This is a genomic window from Sphingobium sp. (assembly GCF_048594625.1).
In the GTDB taxonomy this organism is placed as follows: domain Bacteria; phylum Pseudomonadota; class Alphaproteobacteria; order Sphingomonadales; family Sphingomonadaceae; genus Sphingobium.
This window is the reverse complement of record NZ_JBMDWL010000026.1, coordinates 1-20,313: the sequence shown is the minus strand read 5'-3', so window position 1 is coordinate 20,313 and position 20,313 is coordinate 1. Positions and strand designations below refer to the sequence as shown.

At 59.6% G+C, this 20,313-nt stretch carries 12 protein-coding genes and 1 pseudogene; 4 read left to right on the top strand and 9 right to left on the bottom strand.

The genetic code is table 11. The features are described from left to right. A partial coding sequence (locus ACOJSJ_RS03155) for a transposase (RefSeq protein WP_420143534.1) occupies positions 1 to 355 on the top strand: 355 nt, incomplete at its 5' end. A 304-nt stretch (positions 356 to 659) separates the two neighbouring features. Here ACOJSJ_RS03155 and ACOJSJ_RS03150 read toward each other — a convergent pair. The 6 genes from ACOJSJ_RS03150 to ACOJSJ_RS03125 form a co-directional block, all read right to left on the bottom strand. Beyond that, a complete protein-coding gene (locus ACOJSJ_RS03150) occupies positions 660 to 2,984 on the bottom strand; it encodes a beta-L-arabinofuranosidase domain-containing protein (RefSeq protein WP_420143533.1) in 2,325 nt (774 codons plus the stop codon). Between the two features lie 16 nt (positions 2,985 to 3,000). Continuing rightward, positions 3,001 to 4,914 carry an NPCBM/NEW2 domain-containing protein gene (locus ACOJSJ_RS03145; RefSeq protein WP_420143532.1) on the bottom strand — a complete coding sequence of 638 codons (1,914 nt, stop codon included), beginning with the start codon at positions 4,912 to 4,914 and terminating at the stop codon, positions 3,001 to 3,003. Further along, positions 4,911 to 7,253 (bottom strand): glycosyl hydrolase family 95 catalytic domain-containing protein, encoded by a 2,343-nt coding sequence (locus tag ACOJSJ_RS03140; RefSeq protein ID WP_420143531.1) that lies wholly within the window; start codon positions 7,251 to 7,253, stop codon positions 4,911 to 4,913. Before ACOJSJ_RS03140 ends, ACOJSJ_RS03145 begins: the two co-directional genes overlap by 4 nt. Further along, positions 7,250 to 8,818 (bottom strand): glycoside hydrolase 43 family protein, encoded by a 1,569-nt coding sequence (locus ACOJSJ_RS03135; RefSeq protein WP_420143530.1) that lies wholly within the window; start codon positions 8,816 to 8,818, stop codon positions 7,250 to 7,252. The genes ACOJSJ_RS03140 and ACOJSJ_RS03135 overlap by 4 nt, the downstream gene beginning before the upstream one ends. An 11-nt stretch (positions 8,819 to 8,829) precedes the next feature. Further along, on the bottom strand, positions 8,830 to 10,500 hold the full coding sequence (locus ACOJSJ_RS03130; RefSeq protein WP_420143529.1) for a glycoside hydrolase family 43 protein: 1,671 nt from the start codon (positions 10,498 to 10,500) through the stop codon (positions 8,830 to 8,832). A gap of 95 nt (positions 10,501 to 10,595) precedes the next feature. Beyond that, on the bottom strand, positions 10,596 to 11,585 hold the full coding sequence (locus ACOJSJ_RS03125; protein ID WP_420143528.1) for a glycoside hydrolase family 43 protein: 990 nt from the start codon (positions 11,583 to 11,585) through the stop codon (positions 10,596 to 10,598). Between ACOJSJ_RS03125 and ACOJSJ_RS03120 the strand changes: the two genes are divergently transcribed. After that, positions 11,497 to 12,249 carry a substrate-binding domain-containing protein gene (locus tag ACOJSJ_RS03120; RefSeq protein ID WP_420143527.1) on the top strand — a complete coding sequence of 251 codons (753 nt, stop codon included), beginning with the start codon at positions 11,497 to 11,499 and terminating at the stop codon, positions 12,247 to 12,249. The two genes, ACOJSJ_RS03125 and ACOJSJ_RS03120, sit on opposite strands and share 89 nt — an antisense overlap. On the opposite strand, the gene ACOJSJ_RS03115 is transcribed toward ACOJSJ_RS03120, so the two are convergent. Both ACOJSJ_RS03115 and ACOJSJ_RS03110 read right to left on the bottom strand, forming a co-directional pair. Further along, a complete protein-coding gene (locus tag ACOJSJ_RS03115) occupies positions 12,210 to 13,844 on the bottom strand; it encodes a glycoside hydrolase family 43 protein (protein WP_420143526.1) in 1,635 nt (544 codons plus the stop codon). The two genes, ACOJSJ_RS03120 and ACOJSJ_RS03115, sit on opposite strands and share 40 nt — an antisense overlap. Beyond that, positions 13,841 to 15,088, bottom strand: coding sequence for an MFS transporter (locus ACOJSJ_RS03110; protein WP_420143525.1), 1,248 nt, complete (start codon positions 15,086 to 15,088; stop codon positions 13,841 to 13,843). The genes ACOJSJ_RS03115 and ACOJSJ_RS03110 overlap by 4 nt, the downstream gene beginning before the upstream one ends. Positions 15,089 to 15,462: 374 nt before the next feature. On the opposite strand from ACOJSJ_RS03110, the gene ACOJSJ_RS03105 reads away from it, so the two are divergent. After that, positions 15,463 to 18,330 carry a TonB-dependent receptor plug domain-containing protein gene (locus ACOJSJ_RS03105; protein WP_420143524.1) on the top strand — a complete coding sequence of 956 codons (2,868 nt, stop codon included), beginning with the start codon at positions 15,463 to 15,465 and terminating at the stop codon, positions 18,328 to 18,330. Positions 18,331 to 19,117: 787 nt separating this feature from the next. Beyond that, positions 19,118 to 20,061: pseudogene (tnpC, locus tag ACOJSJ_RS03100) on the top strand (IS66 family transposase); the annotation flags it as partial. A gap of 60 nt (positions 20,062 to 20,121) precedes the next feature. On the opposite strand, the gene ACOJSJ_RS03095 reads toward tnpC, so the two are convergent. Then, positions 20,122 to 20,313 (bottom strand): hypothetical protein (locus tag ACOJSJ_RS03095; RefSeq protein WP_420143523.1); only part of this gene is annotated, 192 nt, incomplete at its 5' end.

Below are 20,313 nucleotides of genomic sequence, written 5' to 3'. Positions count from 1 at the left end.
CCACCTGACAGGCGGGGAAGCCGCCGATTGCAAGGCTTATGATGCCCTAATCGGCCTGCCTGAACGCGAACCGGACGCCTTCCTCGCGGACAAGGGATACGATGCTGACGCAATCCGGGTTGACCTTGCTGAACGACAGACCGAGCCCGTCATTCCCGGCCGATCAAATCGACGCGTGAAGATCGAGTATAACCGAGTGCTCTACAAGCAGCGCAACCGTATCGAGCGCATGTTCGGCCACCTTAAGATCAACCGCGCCATCGCTACCCGATACGATCAACTGGCCAATAGCTTCCTTGGAATGGTCCATCTCGCAACGGCCAGATACTGGCTTAAATTTGTCCACGCCGTCTAGACATATTGTTTGTCTGCATCATCGCCAAATTTGGTGCATATTATCTGGCAGCGCGTCTGGCGAGTGAAGATAATCATATGACACTGGGCTTCGGCGCGTTGATGAATTCCCGCAGGTTGATGGAGTTGATTATCGTCAACACCGGCATCCAGGAGGGGATTATTCAGCCGGGGCTGTTTTGATGCTCATCCTGATCGCCGTGCTCACCACTATGATGGCTGGCACGCTGTTCGAGCTGTTTTACGGCAGGCGGGCGCGGGCCATCGGGCGATTGACGTCCACCATTTAAGCGCCGCCAGTGCCATCAGCGCGCCTCCAGGGTTCGCACGCCATAGACAGTGCTTTTGCCCTTGAGGCCGGTGAGCGTGACGGTGGACTGAGCGGCCTGTGTCGGCGCGAGCGGATAGTCGATCAGCAGCCATTCATTCTGTTTGCGCTGTTCGCGCCGTTCGATGGCGACTTCATGACCATCCACGACGATACGCATTTCACGGCCGGTGTCGTTGCCCCAATAGGTGATCTGGAGTGTGGCGGGGCCGGGGCGGCGCTGCATGGTGAAACTGGCGCGCGCACCTTGCGGCAGGGAACGGTTCTTCTTCCCATAGAATTCGGCGCTCTGCCCGCCTGTGGCGGTCAGGCCATGATCCCGTTCGGGTTGCATTTCGCCAATATGAAAAATATCGATGGTGCGACGCGCAAGGTCGATGCGGGCGGCCTCCGCTGCGAGATAGGTCGCGCGTTCGCTCTGCCAGCTTTGCGGGGTAAAGGTGCGGAAATAGATGGCGGTGCGGCGGTCGTAGAGAGGGTAGAAGGGAACGATGTCATGCTTCTGGCCCAGCACGTCGGTTGCGCGATAATGATGCGGACGATCTGCAACGGCAGTTAGTGCACCCGCCGCGTCATCATGAATCAGCAAGGCAGGGGCGGGACCATCGAAGCGCTGGTCCGCCGGGGCGAGATCGGCAGCGAGGACCAGAGGGCCGCTAAGATAGGCGTAGGTTTCGGCTGCGCCGGGCAGCGATTCCGATCGCAACGTCATCGGAATGGAAAGGGTGATGCGATCGCCTGCACGCCAGCGGCGATCGATGCGCCAATAGCCGTCCTGCTGTTGCGCAGCGAGCGGGCGGTCGTTGAGCATGATGGCGGCCCCGTCGGCCCAGACAGGGCGACGAATGGCCAGGGCCGTTGCGCGCCGAGGGGTATGGGTGACGGTGATCGTCACCTGGCCGTCTTGCGGATAGCGCGTGTTCATGTCCAGCCTCAGTCCGTCAGGCAAGTCCAGCGTCGAAGGGATGAAGAGGTTGACGAATAACGTCGAGCCATCGCGCCAGTAAATGGAATCGGCATGTTTGGCATGGCTTTCCATACCGGAGCCGACGCAGCACCAGAAGCTGTCTTCCGGCGTGGAATAGTCGCGCTTGGCCCCGGCCTCCATCGGCATGAAATAGACGAACTGACCTGTGTCGGGCCGCTGATGGGCGAGTATGTGATTGATCTGGATCCGCTCATACAGATCGAACCAGTCTGCGCTGGGCGACCAGCCGTAAAGATGGCGCGTGAGCTTGAGCATATTATAGCTGTTGCACGCCTCGCAGGTGGCGGTGGTCAGTTGTTCGCCCTGGCGATCCGGCTGACCGAAATGTTCGCGTTCCGAATTGCCGCCGATGACATAGCTGTGATGGCCGGTGACAGTGGCGTGGAAGAAACGCGCGGCGTTGGCGTCGGCCATGTTGCCGCCGACCTCGTGCAGGCGCGCAAGGCCGATGATTTTGGGTATCTGTGTATTGGCGTGCAGACCCGCTAGCCTGTCTTCGCCACGCACCAGAGGATCGACAACGGCATGGTGGCGCAGTCGCCGGGCGACATCAAGCCAGCGAGCGGTGCCGGTCAACGCATACAGATCTGCATAGCTTTCCAATATGCCGCCATGTTCGACCGACAGGATTTTCTGGAGCTGATCGTCGCTCAACCCCTCGATCACGGTTGCGAAATAGTCACCGATCCCGACAGCGATCGGCAATGCTGGCTTTCGACCGGCCAGTTGATAGGCGTCGATCAGACCGGCCAGTATCTTGTGCAGGGCATAGATTGGCACCCAGGCACCATTCAATTCCCAGGTGACGCGAATGTCGCCGCGACGAATTTCCTCGAATACGGTCTTGCCCGGCACCGACTGGCCCTCGCGCATCACGGTCATGCCACCCAGATAGCCGTCTTTCTCCGCTGACTGAATGCGCCGCATGGACGTCAATGTCCGATCTAGCACTGCTGTCAGTTCCGGATCGCCGCTGTTGGCGATAGTCAATGATACCGCCGACATCCAGTGGCCCATCGTGTGGCCAGCGATGCTCTCGCTCTCCCATCCGCGATAAACCGGTGCGGGCGGTTCCAAGCCGGCTGACAGGTAGAAGTTATGGAGTAATCGTTGCGGGTCCAGCGAGAGAAGATAGCGACGATTGGCCGCCATCGCATCGGCGTAAGGCGATGGCTTGAGCGTCACATGGCGACTGGGGACCGGTTCGGCGCGTTGTGACCCGCGCGTTGCCGCTGCCCGCAGCATGGCAGGCGAAAGCGGGAAAAGCAGACTGGCTGAAGCAAGCAAAGTCCGGCGGGCAAGGCAGTAACGCATGATAAAATCTTTCCTGTCAGCGGCGCAGTGCGGCGTCGCCCCATGTTACGGGTACGGCGTTTTTCGTCACGTCGTCTGCACGGGCCACCAATTCGATGATGGCAACACCCTTGACGTCTGCCTCCAGCGGCCGGGCAGGTGCGCCGCGCCGCAGCGGTGGCGTGCTGGCGATCGCCTTGCCGTCGCCATAGAGGAAGAAGCGAACCGGCTGGTCGCCATCCAACGCACTGTCGTCCACGCCAACCGATGCAGTGAAGCGGGCAAAGCCCTTGTTGCGCACTTCAAGTCTGGAATTGGCAAGGATGCCGATGCCTGAAGAAAAGGTTCGGCCTGCAACGACTAGCGCCTGATTATAAGGGGTCGCATCAGCCATTGCCCCACCCCACCCGGCATATAGGGGGCGCTCGCCAATGCCGCGTGTGCCGCGCCAGCCTGGAATAGAACGATAGATGCTGGGATCGGGTTCAGGCTGCGTGACCCCGTCTACGGCGGGGTTAACAGCACCGGGCTGCTCCGACAGATAGAGGCCCTCCGCCAAAACATGAACGCCCTTCGCGCGGAACACCAGCGTTTCCCGCGGCTGGACCTGCAGTTTCATCTCTCTGGTGAAGGCGCTCTTTGCGCCGGTCCACAGATTGGACAGAGCGACGGGTCGGTCGGCGCGAAATTTCAGATGTTCGGCGGTCAATACGGCGTCCACGGGCGCCAGTCCGCGATTGAACAGCGCGACGGCCTTGTCGCTATTGGCTAGCGTCTTGACGAGAATCTGGAACCCATCGCTGTCGAAGGCGACGGTCGCCTGATTGCCGGCAGCGTCCTGATTGAGCGCGATCAATTCGGTATTGCCGAAAATATCAAGCAAAGGCTGGGGTGTGGCGCGCAGGTCCGCGCCGATCAGCAGAGGCGCGTTCATCATCGCCCAGAGTGCGAAATGCGACCGCGCTTCGGTCAAATGGTCCGCATCGAAATCGCCCTTGCCGATGAACAGCATGTCGGGATCGTTCCAGCTGCCCGGATGCGCGTAGAACGCGCGGCGCACGGCGCTGTCGTAATTGGTCAGCATCCGGCCCCAATCGGGAGATATATCGTCGCTGGTGCGCGATATGCTGCCGACATCCTTGCCCCAAGAGCGGACATTGGCGCTGCCCCAGATACAGAGCGAGAGCATATAGTCGCCGTCGGGATTATATTTGACGAGTGACTGGTTGATGTCGGCAAAGAGCGCCTTGACGGCCGGGATGTCCGATCGGGTGATGCTGTGCTGGTCGATGAGAGGGGGGAGGGCGCGGAATTGCCCGTTGCGGACGCGGTCCGCATCGGCTGCGAACGCGCGGATGCCGCACCCATCGACCTTGATCGCGTCAAAGCCCCAGTCTGCGAAATAGAGTCGGATGTCCTGATCGCTATGTCCGTAAAGGCCGACTTCCCTCTCAGCCACAGTGCCTTCGGGCAATTGTGCCGGGCCATCGGAATAGGCCTGGGAGCAACTGTTGCGGCCAAGGTCGGAATAAATGCCCGCCTTGAACCCCATGGCGTGGAGTTTATCGGTCAGAGGGCGAAAGGAAGGATCGCCCTTTACCGTGCGGGACGAAGGAAATTTGTCGGCGCGGATGATAAGTTTATTGTCACTTGTCCGGCGTTTCAGCCACCAGCCATCGTCAATATTGATGAAGCGATAGCCTTTTTTCGCAAGGCCGGTGTCGAGGATACGGCGGGCGGAGCCAAGCAGTTTGTCCTCGTCGATTTCGGTGAAGAAAGCGTTCCAGCTGTTCCAGCCCATCGGCGGAAGCTGAGCGCTGCCCATCTGATACGCGCTCCAACGGCCGGTGGGCGCGAGCGCGTCGACCCCGTCGGCGGCAACGGTTTGCGCCTGAAGGCTGGTGCTCGCGCACAGCGCGATCGCGGGCAGGATGTAATGGCGCAGGGTCATGCAAAATCCTTGGGAGTTAGAGCGACCGGCATGTTGGCATTGAGCGTTAACGTGCGGCGCTTTCCGGCAAGGTGGACGGTACGCCTGCCGGAAAGTTCGGGGTGCAGGACAGCGCGGTCGAGGCGACCGTCCCGCCATTGCAGGTCGATGCCACACCGCCCCCGCGCGCGCAGGCCGGTGATGCTGCCCGTCGGCCAGGCCTTCGGCAGCGCGGGCAGAAGGTCGATGACATCGCCATGGCTGCCCATCAGCATTTCCACGATGCCCGCTGCGCCACCAAAATTGCCGTCGATCTGAAATGGCGGATGGGCGTCGAACATGTTGGGATAGGTACGTTCCGGGCCAAGGAGAAAACGCAGGATATCATGGGCATGGTCGCCTTCCCCCAGCCGCGCCCACAGGTTGATGCGCCAGGCGGTCGCCCAGCCGGTCGCGCGATCTCCCCGTATTTCCAGCGTTCGGCGCGCAGCGGCTGCAAGATTGGGCGTGACGCCGGGGCTAATCTGGCGCGAGGGATGAAGGCCATAGAGATGAGATACGTGACGGTGGTTCTGTTCCGGCGCGTCGGCATCCCAGTCCTGCTGCCATTCCTGCAACTGGCCCTGCCGACCCACCTTATAGGGGGCAAGCGCGTCGCGCGCGGCCTGCATTTCGGCGATCAGCGCCGCGTCGGTCCCCAGAATGGTTGCGGCCTCGATACTTTGGGTAAAGAGATCACGCAAAATGCCCATATCCATCGTTGGCCCCGCACAGATCGTGCCGCCATGGCCATGCGGATTTTCAGGGCTCATCGATGGGTTTGTGACGAGGAAACTGGTCGTCGGATCGCGCTGGAGCGTATCGAGGAAGAAACGCGCGGCGCCGGCCATCAGCGGGTAGATGGACGTCAGATAGGCCTGGTCGCGCCCATAGTCATAATGATCCCACAGATGCGTGCAAAGCCATGCGCCACCGGTAGGCCACAGGCCAAATTGTGCGCCGTCGATCGGCGCGGTGGCGCGCCACAAGTCCGTGTTGTGATGGGCGACCCAGCCGCGTGCGCCGTACATGGCCCGCGCCGTGCGTTCCCCCGTGACGGCCAGTTCGCGCACCATCTCCACCAGCGGGGTGACGCATTCGCCCAGTGCTGTCGGTTCGGCCGACCAATAGTTCATCTGGGTATTGATGTTGATCGTATATTTGGAACCCCAGGGCGGCGCGAGACTCTCATTCCAGAGACCCTGCAAATTGGCAGGCTGGCCGCCGGGGCGTGACGAGCAGATCATGAGGTAACGCGCATAGTCGAAATATAGAGCAGCGAGCGCGGGATCGTCGCTGGTCTGGGAGGCCGCGATGCGCTGATCTGTGGGCAGTCGCGCGGCGGGCGTGGTACCCAGATCGAGCGCGACGCGGCGAAACAGGCGTCGATGCGCGGCGGCGCAATCGGCGGCGATGCGGGCGAAGGGGCGCCCCTTGACCTTGGCAAGCGTCGCGGCGGTGGCTGCGAGCGGGTCTCCGCCGACATCATCGAAGCGCCGATGACTGGTCGCCATGGCGATAAACAGGGTCACCGCCTTGGCGTTGCGGATGTTGAGGCGGCCGACGTCACCGTGAGTGGTAGTCCCTCCTTCGACCTGAGCGGTCAGGCGAGCGGCGAAGCGAAGATGACCCTCTACCCCCTTCGATGCACCGTTGCGGCCGGTGAGGAGAAGACCGGCAGGGCCGTCAGCGACGACCTGAATTTCACGCTGGGATGAGTGGAGGGCGATATCCACATCGATTTTGTCTGCTCCCCCAGCGATCAGGCGGACAGCAATGATGTGGTCAGCCGGGGAGGCGACGACCTGACGGACATGGGTGATGCCGCCGTTCGTCCTGAACCGGGTAGTCGCCATTGCTTTGTCGAGATCGAGATCGCGGCGATAGACGGTGGTGTCGCTAAGGCCCGGAAAATCGAGGATCAGGTCGCCCAGCGCCTGATAGGGCATTTGGGTTAGCGGTTTGGCCATCAGCGTCTGGTTGGCCAGCGCTTCGGCTTCCGCGATCTTGCCCGCGAAAATCAGCTCTCGGACCTTGGGCAGCATGGCCTGTGCCTGTGGATTCACCGGATCATAGGGCTGCCCCGCCCAGAGCGTGCTTTCGTTGAGTTGCAGCCTTTCCTGGCTTATGCCGCCAAATACCATCGCCCCCAGGCGCCCGTTGCCGATGGGAAGCGCCTCGGTCCATTCCTTAGCTGGTTGGCGATACCATAGCGCGAGCCGGGCGGGCATGTCGGGTGTTGCGCCAGCCGACCGTGTTGTGGCGAGCGCTGCTGTCCCGGCCGCCATTGCGGCAATGGTTTCGCGACGGCTGAAGGTCATGGCCGTACCCCGTTGGAGAGAGGTGCGACCGTGAAACTGTCGACATCCAGATAGCCGCCAGTGACGGCTGGATTATAGCAGGATATCGCGATTTGCTGTCCCTGAAAGGTGCCGGTACGCCAGTCAAAAGCAAGCGGGAAAGCGTCGCCGACATCCTGCCACAGCCGATTGTCGAGGCTGTATCCGACGCGGCCCTGTTTCGTGTCGAAATCCATATCGGTCCTTAGCCACAAGGTGCGGCTGGTCACGGGAATGGCGCGAACCAGAACGTCCGTGCGGGGGCCATCTTTCGTACTTTCGGTCAGCTGCATCCTCAGCGATCGCGAAGTTTTCGGGCCGCCAACGATCGCGAGCTGGGCATTATATTTGCCAAAGGTGCCGAGGCCGCAAACATCGCCTGCCTTGATGCCGGCGGTATCGATCTTCGCGATGGCGCGCATTTTTGGTCCCTGCGCCTTTTGCGTCAGCGTGTTACGCGCAGTCCAGATGCTGTTTGCCTGCGTTGCGTGGAGACGCAGGAAGCCCGGACGCTGCGTCAGCGACCACTTGCTGTCGTCGGGATTATGGTTCCATTGCCACTGCAATCCCAGTTTGGGGGATGCAAAATCGTCCGATGAAGACGGTTCGGCGAAAGCATGACCCGAAATCGGCTTGGGCGACCGGTCGGGGACGACGTCGGGCTTGTCTGCGGTTCCCCACCACGGCCAGTCGTCCTTCCAGAAGATCGGGCTGATATTGGTCATGCGGCCGATCGCGCCCGCGTCAACCATGACGAAGCCGTACCAGCTGCCGTCTGGCATATCGACCAACGCGCCCTGATGGCCGCCGGACTTGTCGTCAATCGACGATTTGGTTTCCCATGGCCCCCAGAGACTGCGGGAACGCGAAACGGTCATCGCGAGTTTGGACGGAATGGCGTTGAACAGATAGTACCAGCCATTATGCCGGATGATCTTCGATCCTTCCGCGCCTTTGTTGTAATAGGTGACTTTAGCGGCGGTGACGGCGGAAAGATCGTCGTTGAGGGTCAGCAACGTGACCGTGCCGTCCGTGCCGATCGAGGTGCCAAGATAGGCGGTGCCGTCCACGTCGATGAAAAGGGCGGGATCGAAGGCTTCGCGATCCAGTTCCTTATAGGCCCATGGACCATCGATGCTGGCCGATCGGTATATGCGTGTCTTGTGCCCGACCGGGGTGACCGCGAGGTAGAACATACCATTATGACGACGCAGGCTGGCGGCGTAAAAGCCGTGACGATAATCGCCGCCATTTCTCAGATCGTAGCGGGGGTCGCCGTCGAGCCTGTCCACCACATGCGCCGCGATACGCCAGTTCACCAGATCCTTCGAATGGAGGATGGTAACGCCGGGCGCGTTGGCGAAGGTGGTGGATACGAAGTAGAAATCGTCTTTGACACGAATGATGTCGGGATCGGGATAGTCAGCAAAAAGCACCGGATTGCGATAAGTGCCGTCGCCCTGATCGGATCGCCAGACCTGCGCGGGCAGGGCGGCGGCGATCAGACCGGCGGAGAAGACGAGGGCAATGGCCGCATTCCGGATCATGACGTCTCTCTTCAGTTGCTCGGGGTGTAATGATAGGGCCCGACGACCGTGCCAACGAAGCCTCCAGCTTTCTTGGTGCTGAGCAGCGTTGCATCGACTCCGTCCTTCAGCGTTCTTGTCCTGCCATCGACGCCATAGTCGAATGCCATAGTTCCGCCGGTCGCACGGATAGTGAGGGTAACAGGGCCGCTGCTGGTGACGGGTGCGGAGGCGACGAGCGTATCGGTGTCAGCAGCATCCCGGGTGTAAAGAGCAACGGACTGCTTTCCCGCAATCCGGGTGAGCCCGAAGAAAAGATTACTGCGATCGCTCTGGACCGCGGCGAGGCCGGCGCGGTCACCATCCTTTACCGGCGTGTAACGCACTATCGTAGAAAAGGTGGCATTGGCGTGTTGCTGACGGCGGCCGATAAAAGCGGGAACGCCATTGAGGTCGCCGATTGGCATGCCGCTTTCCAGCGCCAGCGCGCCATCTGCCAAACGGTAGAAGGGCTTTTGTGGTGTGCGAATGCCGATCCATTCCATAGGCAGGGCTTTGCCGTCAAATTCCTCAATATAGTTGAAATCGCCGCTGGTGGGCAAAACAGCTTTGGGCTGCAACGGCAGATTGGGCGCCTTGAGTGCATGGGGGATCGCCTGTCCCCGCGGGAGGATGATCGGCCAGCCATTTTTCCATTCCACCGGTAGCAGGAAGGTTTCGCGCCCGATATTGTAGAAGTCGTCGGCATAGGGGCGCACGGCGAGGAATGTCGCCCACCAGTCACCATTTTGCGTTTCGACAAGTTGGGCATGGCCTGCCGATCCGATCATGCCCGGTCGTGCGGGATCGAGATCGCGCTGGGTGAGGATCGGATTGCCTTTAAAAGGAACATAGGGGCCGCGCAATTCCCGGGATCGCAACACGACCTGCGAATGATTTACGCTGGTGCCGCCTTCGGCTGCGGTCAGATAATAATAACCGTCCTTGCGGAAGATATGCGGCCCTTCGATCCAGACCGGCTTTTTGTTGATGTCGACGCCGCCATTGACCAACTGCGTGCTGGGGCCGACCATCTTGCCCGCACGCCAGTCATATTCCTGAATCCAGATGGCGCGATGGCCGTCATAGCGGGGCGGTTCGTCGGGTGCGCGATTGTTGACGATATAGGCCTTGTCGCCTTCCCAATAAATGGATGGATCGATCCCTTCGAAAGGAAGCCAGATGGGGTTGGACCACGGACCGGCGGGATCCGTGGCAGTGATGACGAAATTGCCATTACATTCGACGCAGGTGTTGACGATGTAGAATGTGCCATCGTGATAACTGATAGCGGGCGCAAATACCGCCTGCGAAATGCGACGGCCATTGAAGTTCAGTTGGTCGGGCCGGTCTATGGCATTACCGATCTGTGTCCAGTTGACCAGATCCTTCGACTTGAAGATCGGAAGGCCGGGATAATGGGCGAAGGATGAATTGACGAGATAATAGTCGTCGCCGACACGCATGACCGACGGGTCGGGATAATAGCCCGACAAGATCGGATTGCGATATTCCCCGGCATTGACCGCGGTTTTTTCGACCGACTGCCCGTCATAAGTAAATCGCTCAAATCGGGCCGGCGCCGCATCGGCGGGCGCGGCGGACAGCGAAAGAGACAGTATCGAGGGTATGAGCGCACACAGGCGCAAGCTCAGATGGAGCATTATCAATCTCTCCTTCAACTACTGCGCTGCGTCGCCCGGCTTTATGCGGGGTAGCGCTACCAAAAGTCGATTGCGATGTTCGGGGATGGAATCTTCTATTTCCCCGAATTCTGGTCTGAAATGCCTTCTTCGGTTTGCACGACGGGTTTCATGGTGCCGTCGCGATTATAGTTCAGGTGCTCGACGGTCACCGCACGCCGTCCGATCGAGCCATTCAGATCGCCGATGGCAAGCGCAGCATTGTGCAGAAAGATATACCACTGGTTTTTAAATTCGGCGATGCCGGCGTGAATGGTGAAGCTATATTTGCCCGATCCCGTAAGTTCCCCGTGATAAGTCCAAGGGCCGTCGAGCGATGTCGCCGTGGCATAGGAAATACGCTCGTCGCGATGGGTCGCGCGGTCGAGCGAGGCGTAGGTCAGATAATAAAGCTTGCCCCGCTTGTGGAGCCATGGCCCTTCTTCGAAATGCGGCGGCGTGATTTCCCGGATCGCTCCGTCGATCTCGATCATGTTGGGCTTCAGCTTGGCGATATAGCATTGGCGATTACCCCAGGCGATCCATGTTACGCCGTCATCGTTGGTGAAGACGGTTGGATCGATATCCTCCCAGCTATGCGTGCCTTTCGGAGTCATCTGGTTGGTTATGAGCGCCGATCCTTTTGCATCGACGAAAGGGCCGGTGGGCGTGTCGGATACCGCGACGGCGATCGCCTTGCCTGGATGGCTATTGTCATGCTCGACTGCGGCGTAGAACCAGTATTTGCCGTTCTTCTTGATGGTTTGCGATGCCCACGCGTCCTTCTTGGCCCACTTGAAGTCCGATACATTCATGATCGGCCCATGATCGGTCCAGTGCTTCATGTCGGTGGTCGAATAGACGAGCCATTCACGCATATTGAACATTTCGTCCCGCTGCGCCTCGTCATGGCCGACATAGAGGTAGAGGCGGTTCCCATCCACCATGGGGGCGGGATCGGCAGTGAATTTGTCGCGGATGATGGGATTGGTGCCGGGTGCGTTTTGCGACAGGGCGGGGGCCGCGACGGCGGTGAAGCAAAGAAAGGGAAGAAGCAGTCGGCGCATGAAGACAGTCCTTAAGGTGAAGATCAGGAGAGGATTATGCGGCGCGCCTCGCGTTCGGGATCGCCGCAGACTATCATTACCCCCGCCGCGCACCCGGCATCGGCGGGCGGCGGAGCAAAACCCCGACCGTGCGGCATCCTACCAGATGACCCGGCTGCTCCTCGAACTGGGACATAGCCAGTTGGGATTCATATTGGGCAACCCCGATCAGGCGGCGAGCGCGGAACGGATGGCCGGTTTCTATGCAGCGATCCGTGAAACCGGCGGGGTAGAGGTTCAGGTGGTGCAGGACGACTTCACTTATGCGTCGAGGCTGGCTGCCGAACATATGCTGGCTATGCCCAGCCGCCCCACCGCGATCTTCGCGAGCAATAACGATATGGCGGCTGCGGTGGTGTCGGTCGCACATCGGCGGCATCTGGATGTGGCGGCCGAACTGCCTGTGGCGGGTTTCGGAGACACGACGGCGGCTCATACGCTGTGGCCCCCGCTGACCACTATACATCAGCCCGTGCACGAATTGGCCGCTGAAACACCGAGCTTGCTTATTGCCGAGATCGCAGCGGAAAAGGGTCGTTCGCGGGTTCCCCGCGAAACCATTCTCAGCCACAGGATCGTGGAACGTCAGTTGACCGGAGCGCATGTACCCTCTTCGCCTTCATAGATGAACCAGTTGAAATCGGCGGGCATTGCCACGCCGGACAAATCTTGGCACGCCATGCCAATGAAGGTGCCGGTGAAATTGGGGAGGCCGCGACAAGTCACTTCGTCCGACAGGATCGTTGCGTCCAGCCTTTGAGGCAAGATGTGCCAATTGGCGTCACCTTCGGCGCGCCAGCTGAAGATAAGAGCATCGCTGTCGACATCTGCTCTCAGTTCGATCGGCCCGTTGGGCAGTCGATCGACCGTCTCCATCGTGACGCCTTCCACCAGAAGCGGCGATGCGATCGTCAACTGCAATTCGCGTGCTTCGCCGTCCACGCTAATATTGAGATAATAATATTTCGTACTGTTATAATAAAGAATGAGCCCCGCAGCCTGCTGAAAGCAACGCGGCGAAAAATCGACACAGGTTGTCGCGGTGAAGCGCTTATGTTCCAGCCGCCGGGCGACAAGCGCCTGCTCGAAATGGCTCCCTACGGTTTCCCGCCCGTAAAGTCGCAGGAAGCCGGGCCGTTCAGACAGGCTGAAGAGGCGTTCTGACAAGGGAGTACGCAGCCATTGAAATTCCAAGGGCAACATATCCCGATCGAAACGGCCGTCCCAATTGTCCTGCGGCCAGGGCATGGACGGCAGGTCTGGCGCTTGTGATGTTTCGGCCGGGCGCGCGTCGCCATCCAACGTGCGCAGCCAACCATCGTCCTGCCATAGCATCGGTTGTATCGCCGTTTCTCGCCCTAGAATGCAGCGCTCCTTCCCCGGAACGGGGCGGCCGCATAGATAGGCAAGCCATGGCGAACCATCCTTCAGTTCGACCAGATCGCCATGGCCTGTTCGCGTAAGGGCGCCATCACGACGGCCTGCGGCCGTCAATACAGGGCCATCGGGATGGACTTCATATGGACCCAGCAGATCGCGTGAGCGAGCCATGATCACGGCATGGTCCCAACCGGTTCCCCCTTCGGCCACCAGAAGATGATACCATCCGTCCCGTTTGTAGATGTGCGGGCCTTCGGTGAAGCCCAGATCGGTTCCCTTGAAGATCAGACGTGGTTCGCCGAGCAGTTTGAGGTCGGTGCGATCAAATTGCTGGATCTGAATGCCCGCGAACCGACCCCGCCCCGGCCGATGGTCCCATAGCATGTTCAGCATCCAGCTTCGGCCGTCGTCATCGTGAAACAGGGCGGGATCGAAACCGCTGCTGTTGAGGTGAACAGCCTCCGACCAATTGCCGTCGATCTGGTCGCAATGCACGACATAGTTGGGGAAGTCCCGCAAGGACGCGCCCTTAGCGCCATTGACGGTCGTCACGCCATATCGTTTGACGTCCGTGAATATGAGCCAGAAGCGTCCATCTGCATAGCTGAGATCGGGCGCCCAGACGCCACAGGAATCAGGCGTGCCGCGCATGTCCAATTGCGTCGCCAGTGCCAGCGGTCGCGCGACGAGTCGCCAGTGCTTGAGATCGCGGCTGTGGTGGACCTGGACCCCAGGGTACCATTCGAAAGTCGATGTGGCGATGTAGAAATCATCGCCCACTCGCAAGATCGACGGATCAGGATTGAAACCCGGTAGGATCGGATTTGAAATGATGTTCATGCGGGTTTACGCACCAATATCCACAAGAGAAAGGCGCCCAGCAGGTCAAGGACGCCAAGGATGATGAAGAATGGCTCATAGCCGACCTGATCGACCATCTGACCCAAGAGAAAGGTGAAGACGAGCACGCCCAGGTTGCCTGCCATGCCAGCCAGGCCTGCGGCAGTGGCCACGATGTTGCGAGAAAACAGGTCAGAGGCCATTGTGATGACGGTGACGGAAAGCGTCTGATGCGCAAACCCGCCCAGGCAAAGCAAGGCGATAGCCACATAAGGGTTCGTCGCCATGCCGACAAAGGCCATGCCCGTCATCATCGCCGCGCCAAGCGTAAACGTCCAGCGGCGTGCGTCGATCAGATCGACATTGCGCTTTTGCAGGAAGGTGACGACGGCGGGGCCGAAAAGACATCCAAGGTCTGCGGCAAGAAAGGGCAGCCAGGCGAAAAGGGCAATCTGGGTCAGATCGAAACCGCGAACGCGCGCGAGATAGAGCGGCATCCAGAATGACAACATACCCCATACAGGGTCGGCAAGCATCCGGGGCAGGGCGATCCCCCAAAGGTCGCGCCTGCGTAGAAGGCTCATGATGGAGGTGCGGGTCGCTTGCGGCGCAAGCCGTGCTTCTTGCCCACTGGCGATATAGTCGCGCTCCTGATCGGTCAGGCGCGGATGTCGCGACGGGCTGTTATAATAGAATAGCCAGAGCAATGCCCAGCCAAGACCGATGGCGCCCGCCATCACGAATGCCAGCCGCCAACTGTGCATCATGACGGCCCATGCAACCAGGGGCGGCGCAAAGACTGCGCCGAACGATGCACCGATATTGTACACGCCGCCTGCAAGGCCGCGTTCCCTGGAGGGAAACCATTCCGCTACCAGCTTTTGTCCGGCAGGTTGTGCGGACCCTTCTGCAAGTCCCAAAAGGCCGCGAAGCGCGGCGAATCCGAACCATCCGTTCACAAAGCCATGGGCCATCGTGATGAGCGACCATGCGGCCACGCAAATGCCGAAGCCGATACGCAGCCCGACGCTATCGAGAAAATAGCCTGCGGCAGGCTGAAGCATTACGCCGAGTTGAAAGGCGCTTGTGATCCAGCCATATTCGATGCTGTTTATGGATTGTTCCGACAAAATGATGGGCGAGGCTACGCCTAGGACGGAGCGCGAGAGATAGTTGATAATCATCGCGCCTACGAACAGGCTGATGACGATCCACCTTATTTTTCCCATACGAAAAATGGTCATGACAGAGGTATGATAACGTTAACGGGAATGTTGTGATGCAGGAGGTGCAGCTCTGCTCTGCTTGCCTTTATGCGACAACGCAGCCCTGCGGCGTAAAATAATGCCAGCTGTCTCAAGCCCAACATCCTCATCCCCTTCGTCTTGTCTGACTATTGACAACAATCTTTGGAGATATCAATAGGTCGTGTTAGCGCTAACTAAGTTTCTGTCGAGTCTTTGACATGCTCGGCGGCGAGGCGCGGTTTCGGAGGATTACTTCGCGACAGGGATAGAATAAATTTAGGGGAGATAGCCGCATGTCACGTTCCAATTTCCGCATCGCAAAATCCGGCATAGGGTCCGCCACGGTCAGCATGGCTGCCCTGTTGACGTGCATGATCGCCGCGCCCGCCGTGGCTCAAGAGAGAACAGACTTGGCGGCGCCTCAGGCTACGCAGCAGTCTGTCAATGAGAGCGACATTGTCGTTACGGGGTCACGCATCAAGACGAATGGCTATACGGCACCTACGCCCACGACCATCATTGACTCGGGCGCCATCGAAGCCAATGCGCAACCCAACATCTTTACCACCATCGCGCAACTGCCGTCGCTCCAGGGATCGAGCGGTACAGCGGTGAACACGTTCAGCACGTCAAGCGGGCAACAGGGGCTTAGCTCATTCTCGTTGCGCGGCGTGGGTGCGATCCGCACCTTGACGTTGCTTGATGGACAGCGGGTTGTCGGCGCGAACGTAACGGGCGTTCCTGACATCAGCCTCTTCCCACAACTCCTCATCCAGCGAGTCGATGTCGTGAACGGCGGCGCGTCCGCCTCGTACGGTTCAGATGCGGTCGGCGGCGTCGTCAACTTCATCACCGATACCCGGTTCAAGGGTTTCAAAGGCAATGTGCAGGGTGGCATCAGCCGGTACAGCGACAATGAGCAGGTTCTGGTTCAGCTGGCGGCAGGCACCAGCTTCCTTGACGATCGTGCGCATTTGGTTGTCAGCGGCGAATATGCGAAAGAAGATGGCGTAGGTGGCGGCGATTTCGGCATCGGCTTGGCCGGCGGGCGCGACTGGTTCAAGCAGACCAGCCTGATTGACCGGGGCGTTGTCAACGACGGATCGCCACGTTACGTTTTGCGCGATTATGCCCAAGCCTATAACTATACTAAATATGGCCTTATCACCTCTGGTCCGCTTCAGGGTACGGCGTTCGACCAGAATGGCAATCCATTCCAGTTCAACTATGGTTCGGGCGGCGTACCGGCGCGCGACGGCACAAACAATGTGCGCAACTGTTTCCCCGGCTTCTGCCTTGGCGGCGACCTGTCGGGCAACGTCGATGCTGGTCGTACGCTTCAATCGGCTATCGAACGGGTCAACACCTATGCCCGACTTGGTTATGATTTCGCCGATAATGACGAACTTTATTTCACCTTCAACTTTGGTCAGGTAAAGACCCACAACACCCCGGTCGGCGGAATGAACAAGCCCGGCCTGACTATCCAGTGCGCTAATCCATTCGTTCCGGCGTCGATCAAGGCAGCGTGCGCCACGGCAGGCATCACCAGCTTCGGTTACGGCACGAGCAATGCCGCGCTGGGCAATACCCGTGTGGATACGGACCGTCGCCAGTATCGCGGCGTGATCGGTGCCAAAGGCGAGTTTAATTTGCTGGGTACCGAATGGTCGTATGATAATTATTTCGAGCATGGCGTAAATTTCACCGCCATCGATGTGTCGAACATACTGCTGACCAATCGTTTCAACGATGCGATCAACGCTACCACGCTGAACGGGGCGATCGTCTGCGCCAGCGCCACCGCGCGGGCTAACGGATGCCAGCCGCTCAACATTTTCGGCGGCAATCCGTCGGCCGGCGCACTGGCCTATATTATGCCGGCAAATGGCCCGTTCCAGCGTACCCGCCAAACGCAGGACGTGGTCAGCATCAACTTCTCCGGCTCACCGGTGGAGTTGTGGGCTGGACCGCTTTCGATCGCGTTCGGGGGCGAATATCGCCATGAATTCTACAAGGTCCGCGCCGATGCTTATGGCATGGGCTCCAACTTCGCGCCCAATACCGCCGATTATCCGTTCGATTCCACGCTGCTCCCGGGCGGCAACAACTGGTATGCGGGCAACTATAAGAGCGGCGGCGGCGCCTATGGCGTAAAGGAAGCATTTTTCGAAGCCGACTTGCCGGTCATCAACAGCGATGCACTGGGCAAGGCCAACATCAATGGTGCTGTGCGCGTCACCGATTACAGCACGTCTGGTACCATCTGGGCATGGAAAGTGGGCGGCACATGGAGCCTGCCGGTCGACGGTTTCCGCATCCGGGGCGTAACGTCCAAAGACGTGCGTGCGCCGAACCTGTCCGAACTGTTCGCAGCGCCCGTCACCACGACGCTGCCCAACTTCTTCGATCCCTTCACCGGACGGAACGTGCTGGCGATCCAGAACAGCATCGGCAACGCCAATTTGCGGCCTGAAACCGCACGCAATACGACGGCTGGCATCGCCTTTTCCGGCGCATCCTGGTTGCCGGGCTTCAGCGCGTCGGTCGATTATTACAAGATCAAGATCAAGGACGTCATTTCCAGCCTGGGCGCGGGCGACATCGTCAATCTGTGCTACCAGAATGTAAACCCCGAAACCTGTTCCGCATTTAACCTGAACAATCAGCAGGGACCGAACTTCATCAACGTGCAGGCGTTCAACCTCGCGTCGATCGACACCAGCGGCTTCGATATCGAGGCAAGCTATCAGTGGCAGCGGCCGATGGGCCTACCGGGCAGCCTGACCTTGCGTGGACTGGCCACGCATGTTCGCAAGTTTGTGACGGACTCGGGTCTGATCGGTACCATCCCGGTGGATTCAGCAGGCGCCAATCTGGGCAACACGCCTGACTGGAAGTTCCTGGCGATCCAGAGCTACGAGAATGAGAATTTCTCGTTCATGGTGCAGGAGCGCTGGTTCAGCGACGGCGTGCTGGGGCATCAATATGTTGTATGCCAGCCAGGTAGCTGCCCTGCATCGACCAACAATCATCCGACGATCGACCAGAATTTCATGCCTGGCGCCTTCTATGTGGATATTGGCGGCACGTACAATATCACGCCGCAGGTCACCGCCTACTTCAAGGTCGACAACCTGCTGGACCGTGATCCCGCCAAGTCGCCCTATTTCGTCAACCCGAACCTCTACGATGTGATCGGGCGCATGTATCGGGCGGGTGTCCGCTTTAAATTCTGATGCTGACCATGTCGGGCCGACGTGATCCATGTCGGCCCGACATGGAAAAAACTGGGGCAAGGGTCACGGTTGTCAAGTGAGGGTAGTTACGCCCGCCACGTGCGAACCTATGCGCTGCTGGCGGAAATGACGCAGCGCGAATCGAAGATCCGAGTTTGGTTCGAGTCGGACAAGTGGCAGGGCGTCGACGTTTATACGGTCCGCACCATGCGGCTCAAACGTCTAGCCCGATCCGCAACATAAGTCCGAGCGTACAAGGCCCAGCCTATGAAGCACAACTCGCCGTGAGTCTCCAGTTTCGACATTGAAGAGGAATCAATAAGCAGGATTGGTATTAAAGTTACGATTGCAATGCTCTGCGTACTTACAACGCCATCAATGGCTGGCGCCCCGTAACCGCCGCGTTGAGGCCGCCTTGCGCGGTAGCGGTATGAAGGGCTGATTGCCGCTCGGATAGGGAGCGGCGATGGATAACAAGATCGTAAGCGCTGTTTCCTACCCACTTTGCACGGCGTGGTGATTGACACAGACGGTGGGCGGTATGGAAGCCCACAGCTTGATGAGCGCATTGGACACCCACACTGGAGTTGGTCTGGAGCCTATCCGCCGCCCTGCGGTGCTCCGCAGCATGGCAGGTCGGCGTCGTATCTGGACGCTGGAGCAGAAGCTGGCGATAGTCGGGGAGATGGCGTTGCGGCAACATCGCTGAGTTTTCCCGCCAGCACGATATTCGCACGTCGCTGCTCTACACTTGGCGCCGGGAGCTGCGCTATGCGTTGGAAGCGGGGCGGGCCACGTTCCGCTATACCGGCGGGCTCAGATCTACGCCCGGCAGGATATCAAGCTCGACCGCTCCATCCTGGCGGACTAGGTCGGCCGAGCAGCATGGTATCTGCGGCCATTGCGTGACCGGACCCTTGAGGAGTTGCGGCGCTCCGAGCGGCTATTCGCCGACGAGACCATAGCGCCGGTGCTTGACCCAGGACGCGGCAGAACGAAGACTGGCCAACTATGGGCCTATGCGCGCGATGATCGGCCACGGGGCGGCGTAGGTCCGCCGATGGTTGCCTATATCTATGTGGCAGATCGGAAGGCCGAACGCCGCGAACCCATCTCGGAGATTTTGCAGGCATCTTGCAAGTCGATGGATATGGCGGATACACAGCGCTTGCCAAACGCCGCGGACAGCAACCCAGCCTCGCCTTCCGTTGGTCACATGTCCGGCGTAAGTTCTATGATCCTGCGGCCAGTTCCCCGGTCGCGACAGAGATGCTGCGTCGGATCGCCATGCTCTATGCCATCCAGGATGAGGTCCGCAGCTATTCTGTGGAGCGGCGCCGCAGCCAGCGCGTCGAATACAGTCGCATCATCGTCGAGGATCTCAGGCTCTATCCGGACGCCCGGCTCCGCCAGATGAGCGCCAAGAGCAAGTTGGCCGAAGCCATTCGCTATGTGACGAGCCGCTAGGATGGTCTCGTCCGCTTTATCGACGATGGTCGGATCGAACTCGACACCAACATCGTCGAGCGATCAATCCGCCCCCTGGCCTTGAATCGGAAGAACGCGCTCTTCGCTGGCTCCGACGAAGGACGCGACAACTGGGCGGATGTCGCCACGCTAATCGACAACTGCAAGCTGGGCGGCATCAATCCCCACGATTGGCTGACCCAGACCCTGACCGCACTCGCCAACGGCCACACCGCCAACCGCGTTCAGGAACTCATGCCCTAGATCGACATGGGCTAAGAACACCGCTTACTGGAAAGCGGCCGTGGTGCAGTGTTCAATGGGTCAGGAGCGATTTGGGTTTTCAGGGTCCGAGCGCGCGACGTAATCGCTCGATACGCGGGTTCGCTGATTGATTGGCACGCGGTCGCGGCTCTTCTCGATCCGCTTTATCTGGCCTCCAAAGGTGAGCGCGCTTGGCCGCCCCTGGCAATGTTCAAAGCGTTCCTGTTGTCGATCTGGTATGATCTGTCCGAT